12 protein-coding genes and 1 pseudogene are annotated in these 10250 nt (G+C 72.2%); 6 read left to right on the forward strand and 7 right to left on the reverse strand.

From position 1 onward, the window contains the following. Together BU198_RS31510 and BU198_RS31515 are read right to left on the reverse strand one after the other, a co-directional pair. A partial coding sequence (locus BU198_RS31510; RefSeq protein ID WP_188300270.1) for a GntR family transcriptional regulator occupies positions 1-222 on the reverse strand: 222 nt, incomplete at its 3' end. Positions 223-361: 139 nt separating this feature from the next. Then, on the reverse strand, positions 362-955 hold the full coding sequence (locus BU198_RS31515) for a universal stress protein (protein ID WP_188300271.1): 594 nt from the start codon (positions 953-955) through the stop codon (positions 362-364). A gap of 484 nt (positions 956-1439) precedes the next feature. Here BU198_RS31515 and BU198_RS31520 point away from each other — a divergent pair, with 484 nt between their 5' ends. After that, positions 1440-1835 carry a transglycosylase family protein gene (locus BU198_RS31520; RefSeq protein WP_401084085.1) on the forward strand — a complete coding sequence of 132 codons (396 nt, stop codon included), beginning with the start codon at positions 1440-1442 and terminating at the stop codon, positions 1833-1835. Positions 1836-2024: 189 nt separating this feature from the next. Here BU198_RS31520 and BU198_RS31525 read toward each other — a convergent pair whose 3' ends face one another. Then, positions 2025-2648, reverse strand: a complete 624-nt coding sequence (locus BU198_RS31525; protein WP_188300272.1) for a pyridoxamine 5'-phosphate oxidase family protein — start codon at positions 2646-2648, stop codon at positions 2025-2027. A 188-nt stretch (positions 2649-2836) separates the two neighbouring features. On the opposite strand from BU198_RS31525, the gene BU198_RS31530 reads away from it, so the two are divergent. Beyond that, complete coding sequence (locus BU198_RS31530; RefSeq protein WP_188300273.1) at positions 2837-3748, forward strand: helix-turn-helix domain-containing protein; 912 nt, start codon at positions 2837-2839, stop codon at positions 3746-3748. Between the two features lie 21 nt (positions 3749-3769). On the opposite strand, the gene BU198_RS31535 is transcribed toward BU198_RS31530, so the two are convergent. From BU198_RS31535 to BU198_RS31550, 4 genes and pseudogenes are all read right to left on the reverse strand, one after another. Continuing rightward, complete coding sequence (locus tag BU198_RS31535) at positions 3770-4471, reverse strand: IS5 family transposase (RefSeq protein ID WP_223245217.1); 702 nt, start codon at positions 4469-4471, stop codon at positions 3770-3772. 114 nt (positions 4472-4585) lie between these two features. Next, positions 4586-6055, reverse strand: a complete 1470-nt coding sequence (gene ltrA, locus BU198_RS31540) for a group II intron reverse transcriptase/maturase (protein ID WP_188300274.1) — start codon at positions 6053-6055, stop codon at positions 4586-4588. Between the two features lie 586 nt (positions 6056-6641). Further along, positions 6642-6809: pseudogene (locus tag BU198_RS31545) on the reverse strand (transposase); the annotation flags it as partial. 192 nt (positions 6810-7001) lie between these two features. Continuing rightward, complete coding sequence (locus BU198_RS31550; protein WP_188300275.1) at positions 7002-7436, reverse strand: CBS domain-containing protein; 435 nt, start codon at positions 7434-7436, stop codon at positions 7002-7004. A 174-nt stretch (positions 7437-7610) separates the two neighbouring features. Between BU198_RS31550 and BU198_RS31555 the strand changes: the two genes are divergently transcribed. The 4 genes from BU198_RS31555 to ligD form a co-directional block, all read left to right on the forward strand. Next, on the forward strand, positions 7611-8516 hold the full coding sequence (locus tag BU198_RS31555; RefSeq protein WP_188300276.1) for an AraC family transcriptional regulator: 906 nt from the start codon (positions 7611-7613) through the stop codon (positions 8514-8516). Positions 8517-8519: 3 nt separating this feature from the next. After that, the gene (locus BU198_RS31560; protein WP_188300277.1) at positions 8520-8954 is read left to right on the forward strand and encodes a VOC family protein; all 435 of its coding nucleotides are present in this window, start codon (positions 8520-8522) and stop codon (positions 8952-8954) included. 4 nt (positions 8955-8958) lie between these two features. Then, positions 8959-9306 carry an MmcQ/YjbR family DNA-binding protein gene (locus BU198_RS31565; protein ID WP_188300278.1) on the forward strand — a complete coding sequence of 116 codons (348 nt, stop codon included), beginning with the start codon at positions 8959-8961 and terminating at the stop codon, positions 9304-9306. 69 nt (positions 9307-9375) lie between these two features. Next, the coding region (gene ligD, locus BU198_RS31570; RefSeq protein WP_188300279.1) for a non-homologous end-joining DNA ligase at positions 9376-10250 on the forward strand (875 nt) is incomplete at its 3' end.

A 10250-nucleotide genomic window follows, 5' to 3' on the forward strand; every position in this document is an offset into this window, starting at 1 on the left:
GTAGGCCTCGGCGGCGGTGTTGCGGGCCAGGCCGAGGTCGGCGGCGAGGGCCCGGTAGGGCGGCAGCCGGGTGCCGGGGGCCAGTCTGCCGCTGCGGATCGCCTCGCGCAGCGCCGCCATCAGCGCCGCGCGGCGTCCGCCGCGGGCGGGCAGGTCGAGGTGCAGGTCACTGCCGGTCGGGTGGGCGGGCCCGGAGGGGTGCGTGCCCCGCGTGTCCGTCATGGTCACGCACCCTACCGGCCGCCGGCACACGGCCCGGCGGGCGGCCCGGCCCGCAGTCCGGGCCACCGGCCACGGGCCACGGACTACCGGCCACCGGCCACCGGCCACGGAGTACGGACTACGGACTACGGACTACGGACTACGGCACGACGGTGACCGGCCAGCGGCCCGCCTTCACCAGCCGGACGGCGACCGATCCGATCACCTTGTGACCGGCCTGCTCGGAGACCCCTACCACCACGGCGTCGGCGCGCAGCTCGTCCGCGAGCTTGGCGAGGCCGGTGTACGGGTCACCGCGCATGGTCAGGAAGCGCCACTCCACCTGCCACACCTCGCGCACCCGGTGCTCGGCCTCGCGCAGCGCGGCCAGCAGCTCCTCGGCGATCTCCTGGGTGGTCTCCTCCACCGCGGCCCCGGCCAGGGCGGTCGCGGCGCCGAGGATCGGCTGGATGTAGGCCACCGCGAGGACGGCGCCCTGCCGGCGGGCCAGTCCGGCGGCGTAGGCGGTGGCGCGCCAGGAGGAGTCGGAGCCGTCCAGACCGGCCAGCACCACCTTGGGGCCGTCGGTACCCAGCTCGAAGCCCGTGGGCGCGGCCGCGGCCTCGTGGTACCCGGCGCCGGTCGGCAGCCCGGCCGTGGCAGCCCCTCCCGGGCCGGCCGCCGCCGACCCGCCCGTACCGGCGGGCGCCTCTCCCGCGTCCGCCGTGTCCGCTGCATCGCTCTCGTTGCTCATGCGCCGAGGCTATGCCCGCCACGGGGAGTGACCGCAGGGGGCACGGCGGGTGAGGGCTGTGGTGCGGGCCACCCCGGCCGCCGGCCGCCGCGGCGGAATCGGCACCGGTGGCGGGCGGCCCGTCACGCACTGTCGACCGTGTGGGCGGCCTCACAGCGGTTCCGGGGCCGGTTCGGAGTGGCGCGGGCCACTTCCGGGGGTGTTTTGATCTTGGAAATGGGTGCAAATCGGGCGAAATGGGAACATTTCCTTGATCTTTACCCTCGGTAACAGCCCTCTGACGTGGCTAAACCTTCAAATCCTTGAAACCGGCACGACCACCCCCGTAACTTCGAACTCGTTGCACCGAGCGATCCGCTCCGGCCGGGCCTCCGAGGCCCCCGGGCAGGACGGTGCAGGACCACGCGAGTGACGTGTCCCCGAAACCGACGGCCTTCCGAGGGCCTGGTTCCGCGTGCTCGCAGACCCCTCCGAAAGGAACTCCATGACCTTCCGTAACGAGACCGCCGCTGCCACCACCACCGCCACCCCGAAGCGCCGCAACCGCGTCCGGATGGCTCTGATGGCCGGGGCGTTCACCGTCCTGCCGGTGGCCGGCCTCGTCACGGCCACCAGCGCCTCCGCCGCGCCGGCTTCGGTCTGGGACAAGGTCGCCGCCTGTGAGGCGACCGGCAACTGGGCCATCAACTCCGGCAACGGCTTCTACGGCGGCCTGCAGTTCACCTCCAGCACCTGGGCCGCCTTCGGTGGCACCGCCTACGCCCCGCAGGCCCACCAGGCCACCAAGGACCAGCAGATCGCCATCGGCGAGAAGGTCCTCGCCTCGCAGGGCCCGGGCGCCTGGCCGGTCTGCTCCGTCAAGGCCGGTCTGACCAAGTAGGACCGCAGGGCCGTACCCGGCCGAGGCCGCCGCACCCCATCGGGGGTGCGGCGGCCTCGTCGCGTTCCGCCTCCGTCACGTTCCGTCCGCGCCCCGTCCCGCTCTCGTCGCGTGCCACTCCCGTCGCGTGCCACTCCCGTCACGTTCCGCCCACGTCACGTTCCGTCCGAGGGGCGCGACCGTCCGGCCTCAGTCGTCGGTGCCGGACCCGCCGGTGCGGGCGGCGGCCGGGGCGGGCCGGGGCGGCAGGGGCATCGGGACGGCCGGCAGGCCGTCGATGCTGGTGCCGACCAGTGGCTTGCGCTCGCAGTAGGCGCCGAACTCCTCCTCGCCCTTGCGGTCGAAGTACTGGGCGTGCAGGTCACGGTCCGTGCGGTAGTCCATGAACGGCACCGCGTACCCGCAGGAGTCGCTCACCCGCTCCGCCCTGACCAGCACGATCGCCCGCAGGCCCGAACCGTCGGCGGCCCGGCCGAAGTGGCCGAGCAGCCCGGCGAAGCGCGGATCGTCCCGGAAGACGGGCTCACCGCGCCCGTGCACCCGCACCACGGTCGGCGGCCCCTCGAAGGCGCACCACATCAGGGTGATCCGGCCGTTCTCCCGCAGATGGGCGACGGTCTCGGCCTGCGAGCCGCCGAAGTCCAGGTAGGCGAGGGTCAGCTCGTCGATCACCACGAGGGTTCCGGAACGCCCCTTGGGCGAGAGGTTGACGTGTCCGTCGGCGGCCAGCGGGGCGGTGGCCACGAAGTAGACCGGCTGACGCTCGATGAACTGGCGCAGCCGACCGTCGATGCTTTCGTACTGCTTTCCCATGCGCGCGATTCTGCCCGCTTCCCGACCACCGGGAAAGCACGATCCGGCCCTTGGGACGAGCGGCCGGGCGCCTCCGTTCACGCCCGTTCGCGCCCGTACGCCGCCCCGCGCGGCCGCCCGACCGGCGCGGGAGGGCGCCTACCATGGAGCTGCACCTGTCACCCGCCGGTCCCAGCAGGGGAGTTGCGATGATCCGGAGCACCCTCCCGCCCACCGCGCCCGGGACGGTCCTCGGCGTCCCCGCCGCCCCGCTGCGCGGGCACGTCCTCGGCTACCGCGGCTACCGGCTGGCCCTGCGGCAGCCGCGGCGCCGGCTGGAGGTGCCGACCGACGTCGTCACCGTGGCGCTCGCCTTCGAGGGCGGCGTGCGCCTCACCGACGCCGTCTCCCTCGCCCCAGCCGCCGCCTTCGGTTCGGTCGTGGCAGGGCTGCGCCGCACCGCGACGATCGCCGAACACGCGGGCGTGCTGTACGGGCTGGCCGTCTCACTCACCCCGGAGGGCGCGTTCCGGGCGTTCGGGCCGCTGGCCGGCGAACTCGGCGGGCAGTGGGCCGAGGCCGGGGACGTCCTGGGCCCGCGACTGCGGGCGCTGACCGACCGGCTGGCCCACGCCCCGAGCTGGGCGGCCCGGTTCGCCATGCTGGACGGCTACTTCGGCGCGCTGTTCGCGTACGGGCCTGACTGGGACCCGTCCGTCCACTGGGCCTGGCGGCAACTGCGGCGCTCCCACGGGCTGGTGCCGATCCGCACCCTGGTCGAGGGCACCGGGTGGAGCCGCCGCCGGCTGGAACTGCGCTTCCGCGAACACCTCGGAGTGGCCCCCAAGCAGGCGGCGGGAATCCTCCGGCTCCAGCACACCCTCACCGCCCTGGCCGCCCACCAGGACCGGCACACCGGCGACCGCCCCACCGGCGCCGACCTGGCCGTGCGCTGCGGCTACTACGACCAGTCCCACCTCGACCGCACCTTCCGCACCATGGTCGGCTGCTCGCCCCGCGCGTTCCTGGTCTCCCGGCACACCGCCGCCGCAGCCCTCCCCGAACCCGCCGACCGGGTCAGCGGGCGGGTGACCAGCGCCGTCCTGGACGCCGGAAGCTAGGGCCTGTTTCGAAAGTGCTGGTCACAACCACTCGTTGATGGCTGCGACCAGCACGGTTGCTTCGTAGCGGACGGCGAGTTTGTCGTACCTCGTGGCGACCGCGCGGTTCCGCTTCAGCCGGTTGATTCCGCACTCGACCGCGTGACGCTGCTTGTAATCGTCCTTGTCGAACTTCGGCGGCCGGCCCCCACGGGAGCCTCGCTTCTTACGATTGGCGATCTGGTCGCGCTTCTCCGGGATCGTGCAGAAGACGCGGCGTCTGCGCAGGTAGGAGCGGTTGGCGCGGGAGCCGTACGCCTTGTCGGCGCGGACCTTGTCGGGCCGGGTGCGCGGCCGTCCCGGGCCGAGCCGGGGCACGCGGACGCGGCCCAGGACGACCTGGAACTGCGGTGAGTCGCCGCACTGCCCGGGCGTGATCACAATCGACATCGGCTTCTGGGCCTGTTCGACCGCCAGGTGAATCTTGGTGGTCAGTCCGCCGCGTGAGCGTCCGAGCCCGTGATCGTCGGGTTCGGTGAAGACACCGCCAGGCGGCTCGGCCTGCAGGTCCCCCTTTTGCGCGCACCGGCCGCATGCTGGTGCGCGCGTGTGATCGTGGAGTCCACAGAGATGTCCCAGGTGATCAGGCCTTTCGCATCGGCTCGGGCCTGGAGCTGTTCGAGGATCCGGTGCCACGTGCCGTCGCGCTGCCAGCGGCGAAACAGCCCGTACACCGTTTCCCATGGCCGCTGAGTAGGCCCGGGGCGCGGTGCCGGGATTGCTCCTGGCCCGTTTCCCCGGACCTCTCGCCGAACCCGCCGTGCGCCTCTCAACGCAACGGGCTCTCCATGGTTTCCGCTAGGCAACCTCGGTTCGCAGGTAGGGGTTTGGGATACGGGTGCCGCGATAGCGGTATCGGGTGACCGGGATTCGTGCGATCGGCCGTAGCTCGATCTCCCCAGCGTGGATCGGCTGCCACGACCCGTCGGGTCGCCGTAGCCATCGCGCCACGTCCCGCCATCGCCAACGACGCCGGACCATGACCATCCGGATCACTCGATGCCAGGTGAAGGCGTCGAGCATCGAGAAGAGGTCCTTGGCGACGGCGTGCTTGAAGTACCCGGCCCAACCGTGCATGATCTGGCCAAGCCTGGTCAGCACGTATCCCAGATCCTGTTGTGATGATCTGTGGGTCAGAGCACGGATCTTCGTCTTGAGCGACCGCACCGGTTGCTTGCCGACGAAGGTGTAGACGTACCACTTGTCCGTGCCTTTCTTGCGCCGCCACTGGATGCGGAAGCCCAAGAAGTCAAAGCCCTCGCTCAGGTGCACGACCCTGGTCTTGGCCTGGGAGAGGCGAAGACCCATCGGTGCGAGCACCTCGGCGATCTGCTCACGCAGCGTCTCGACGTCCTCCCGAGCGCCGTGCACCATGACGACGAAGTCGTCGGCATAGCGCACCAAGCGCCAGTTCGGCAGTCCTTTCTGACGCCGACGCTCGCGCCGTTTCTCGCTCGACATCGTCCCACCCGGCTGCCACGGCCCCATCACGTGCTCGTCGAGCTCGGACAGGGCAATGTTCGCCAACAGCGGTGACAGGATGCCGCCTTGCGGAGTTCCGGTGTCGGATTCCTCGTGTCGGCCGTGTTCGGTCATCACCCCGGCCTTGAGGAACGTCTTGACCAGCATCAGCACACGCTTGTCCTTGATCCGCCTCCGCACCCGGTCCATCAGGGCCGAGTGCGAAATCGAGTCGAAGCACGCCTCGATATCGGCGTCCAGCACCCACTGGTACTTCTTGGTGCCGAACAGATGGATCTCGGAGATAGCGTCGTGCGCCCTCCGCAAGGGCCGGAAGCCGTAGGAGACCGACAGGAAGTCGGTCTCGAAAATCGGCTCCAGCACGAGCTTCAGCGCGGCCTGCATCACCCGGTCCGCAACGGTGGGAATTCCCAGCTTGCGGACCTTGCCGGAGCCGCCCGGCTTCGGGATCTTGCGCTCCCGAACGGGCAACGGCCGGAACGAGCCGTCCTTCAACTCGGCTCGCAGGTTGTGCAGGAACCCGAAAACCCCGATTTGTCGCTCGACGTCCGCGACGGTCAGCCCGTCAACGCCAGCCGTTCGGGACCCCTGATTGCCCGCAACCCGGTCGAACGCCACCATCAGCGTCGCCGGATCATGGACGAGGTTGAACAGATCATCGAACCGGCGGCCGGAATCGGCCGCCGCCCATCGGTGAAGCTTGGCCTGCATCTCCGCTACCTTCGCCCCCGAGCTGATCGGCCCCGGAACGCAGGCGTCGCCGTTCGGCGTCGCATCTTGCGGCATTGCAGTCCCTCCCTCCTCGAAACCACTGCCGCCCTTCCCCCTGTGACCGGCTCTCCCGGACTCCGAGTACTACGGCGGCTCCGCCCCACCCGACCCGTTCAGTGGTCGGCGCACCTATCCCCGCCCGACGGCTGGCTGCCGGCGACCGGGGAACCGGACTCGGGTGGTTCCCGTGTTCACTGCGATTCGCATCAGCGAAGGAGGAGCCCGACTGTGCCCCGGTGGCCTCGCCATGGGTACGCCGCAGACCTTCCCCATGGCCTCCCAGACGGCGATACGAGACCCCCTGGAAGTTCCCCACCAACCGCAGTGGGTGCGCGCCACGCCCGGCCCAGATCCGCCAGGTTCGAGCCGGTGCCCGGTGTCGAGGGCTTAACAACGTCGGTTCCTCGCGTACTCCTCTTCGCCACGCTCGCCGGACCCGAGCCATCTGGCAGTTCTGGCCCGTCCCGGCTTTGTCGAGGCCGCTCCCACCCTCCCCGGCACCACCCGGATCAGGCTGCCTCCAGCTTCACCCTCCTGCTGCGACAGGACGGCGGTGGTGGTCTTTCACCCCCACTCGAATCACAGCGCCTCACGGCGCAACGTAGCGCTCCGGGAGATCCCGCCACGGTATGCCCGTTCGGGTCCGGAACCGTATGCCGTTGATCAGTTGCCGCTTGGTGTGCACCGGCGGCCGACCGGCCTTGATGCCCTGCGGCAGCAGCGGTTCCAGCACCGTCCACTGGGCGTCTGTCAGATCTCCCCGAGTCATGGAACATGATCATCACATGACCTTGATCCACTTCTGAAACAGGCCCTAGCCAGCACCGGTCCGCGGCCGGGCGCTGCGCATTTGTACAAGACGCGCCGGTGCCCCGCCCGGCATGCTCGGAGGGTCCGGCCGGTACGGGGGTCCGGCCGGTCACCGGGGCGGCGGGGACGGGGCACGAGGGGTGTCGGCCGGTCAGTGCTTCATGTAGACGCTGTCCATGAACTCGATGATCTGCTGATCGGTCAACCGCTGGCCCTCGCGGTGGCCCATCGCCAGGTCGGCCTCGCTGATCATGCCCACCAGCCGGTCTCCGTCGATCACCGGGATGCGCCGGATCTGGTGCTGCTCCATCTTGCGCAGCACCGCCTCCATGCTGTCCTCGGCACGCACGCAGTGCAGGTGACCCGACAGCTCCATGGCGGTCATCGTGGCCGGGTCCTTGCCCTCCGCGATACATCGCAGCACGATGTCGCGGTCGGTGATGATGCCCTTGAGCTTCTGGTCGTCACCGCAGATCGGCAGCGCGCCCACGTTCTTGTCACGCATCATCCGCGCGGCCTCGGCCAGCGTCTGGTGGGCGCCGATGCACTGGGCGCCGGTGTGCATGATGTCTCGGGCAGTGGTCACGGGGACTCCTTCGTCGATGGTTCCCCCCACCAGGCCCCCCGCCCCCCGGCGGTGCTCCCGGACTCCCGCCGTCGGGGCGGGAGGGGTGTGACCGCGCCATCACCATAAGCAACCCCGCCTCGGCCCGCGACCGCTGCCCGGCGCCGGGCCGCCCCGACCACCGATACTGGAAGGGTGACCACGGATGCCCGCGAGGCAGTCGACGAGGCAGTCCGGGCCCGGCCCGCGACCGCGCTGCGCCCGTACCTGGCCTGGTACTCCGGCTACCGGCAGCGCGGCCTGGCCCCCGCCCTGCACCGCGGGCTGCCCTCGCCGTACCTGACCTTCATCCTCACCCTCGACGAACCGCTGGTGATCGCCGGGCACCCCGACCCCGCGCAGCCGCCCGGCAGCTACCCGACCCTGCTCGGCGGCCTGCACACCACGCCCGCGCTGATCACCCACGACGGCGCTCAGTCCGGGGTGCAGATCGCCGTGCACCCGCTCGCCGCCAGGGCGCTGTTCGGGCTGCCCGCCGGGGAGTTGGCCGGGATCGACCTGTCCGCCGAGGAGGTGCTCGGCCGGTCCGCCGAACGGCTCCGGGAGCAGCTGCTGGCGGCCGGCAGCTGGGCGGAGCGGTTCGCCGCACTGGACGGGGCGCTGCTGCGGGCCGCCCGCCCCTCCGGCCGGGTGCCGCCCGAGGTCGGCTGGGCCTGGCGGGCGCTACGGCGCAGCGACGGCGCGCTGCCGGTGGCCGAGCTGGCCAGGGAGACCGGCTGGAGCGCCCGGCACCTCCAGGAGCGGTTCCGCCGGGAGACCGGGCTGACCCCGAAGGCCGCCGCCCGGGTGATGCGCTTCGACCGGGCCAGGCGCCTGCTCACCGCGGGGCCGCCGCCCCGGCTGGCCGAACTGGCCGTGCGCTGCGGGTACTTCGACCAGGCGCACCTGGCCCGTGAGTTCCGCGCGCTGGCCGGGGCGGCGCCGAGCGCCTGGCTGGCGGCGGAAGGGCCGGAGCAGGCGAAGTTCCGAAACGTCCAAGGCGGGGCGCGGGCGGCAGACGCACAGTGGGAGGCAGAACGACCCGCGCTTTCCGAGGAGTGAGCCATGGACACCACCGAGACCCCTGCCCCGCAGGTCTGGCCCAGCCTGCGGGCCACCGACGCCCGGGCCCTGATCCGCTTCCTGGTCGACGCATTCGGCTTCCAGGAGGTCGTCACCTACGGTGAGGACGAGGTCGTCCGGCACGCCGAACTCGCCTGGCCCGAGGGCGGCGGCGTGATGCTCGGCTCGGTCCGTGAGCCGGCCGAGGGCGCCGAGCCCTGGCCGGGCCGGCCGGGCGGCTTCACCGCGTACGTGGTCACCGCCGATCCGGACGCCGTGCACGCCCGCGCGGTGGCCGCCGGGGCCAGGATCTTCACCGGGCTGTACGAGACCGACTACGGCTCGCGCGACTTCGCCGCCGTCGACCCGGAGGGAAACCACTGGTACTTCGGCAGTTACCCGGGCGCGCCCCGGCCGGCCGCCCGCCCGCGGGGGTGACGTCGTGCGCACACCGGTGGAGCGGCTGCGCGCGCTGTGCCTGGCGCTGCCGGACGTCGAGGAGCGGGTCAGCCACGGGGAACCGAGCTGGTTCGCGGGCTCCGGACGCCGGGCCCGGATGTTCGTGATGGTCTCCGACCACCACCACGACGACCGCCTGGCCTTCTGGTGCGCGGCGCCCGGCGGGACGCAGCAGCGGCTCGTCGGGGAGGACACCGAGCGCTACTTCCGGCCGCCCTACGTGGGGCACCGGGGGTGGCTGGGCGTGCGGCTGGACGGGCCGGCGCCGGACTGGGGCCGGATCGGGGACCTGGTCGCGGACGCCCACGCGCTGGCCGGCCCGGGGCGGTAGCGCCCGGGGCGGGGCAGACTGGCTGCGGGGGCCACCCACCGGAGGCTTCGGAGGCGGACCGTGCCGCAGATGACGGTGGACGGGCGCACCCTCGCCCTCTCCCACCTCGACAAGGTGTACTACCCGCGCACCGGCACCCCCAAGGGCGAGGTGCTGCGCTACTACGCCGCCGTGCACACCGCGCTGCTCCCCCACCTGCGCGACCGTCCGGTCTCCTTCCTGCGCTGCCCGGACGGGGTCGAGGCGGAGGTGTTCGTCGCCAAGAACCCGCCGCCCGGCACCCCGGACTGGGTGCGCACGGTGGCGGTGCCGAGCAACACCGGCGAGCTGCGCCAGGTGGTGCTGGAGGACGGCGCCGCGCTGCTGGCGGTCGCCAACCTGGGGTGCCTGGAGCTGCACGTCCCGCAGTGGCACGCCGCCGCGCCCGCCCTCGCCGACCGGCTGGTGCTGGACCTCGACCCCGGTGAGGGCGCGGACGTGCTCACCTGCCGGACGGTCGCGCTGCTGCTGCGCGAGCGGCTCGCGGCGGACGGGCTGGCGGCCTGGGTGAAGACCTCGGGTTCCAAGGGCCTGCACCTGCTGGTCCCGATCGAGCCCACGCCGAGCGCCCGGGTCTCCGGGTACGCGAAGGCGCTGGCGGCCGCCCTGGAGGCGGAGCACCCTGAGCTGGTGGTGCACACCATGGCCAAGGCCAGGCGGGTGGGCCGGGTGCTGGTCGACTGGTCGCAGAACAACGCCAAGAAGACCACCGCCGCGCCGTACACCCTGCGGGCCCTGCCGCTGCCGACCGTCTCCACCCCGCTGGCCTGGGCGGAGCTGGAGCGGGCCGGCGCCGAGCGGGACCTGGTCTTCACGCTGGCCGAGCTGCCCGACCGGCTGGCCGCGCGGGGTGACCTGCTCGCCCCGCTGCTGGACCCGGCGCGGGCCCGCCCGCTGCCCCCGGC

The organism is Streptomyces sp. CBMA156 (assembly GCF_014596515.1).
Taxonomy (GTDB): domain Bacteria; phylum Actinomycetota; class Actinomycetes; order Streptomycetales; family Streptomycetaceae; genus Kitasatospora.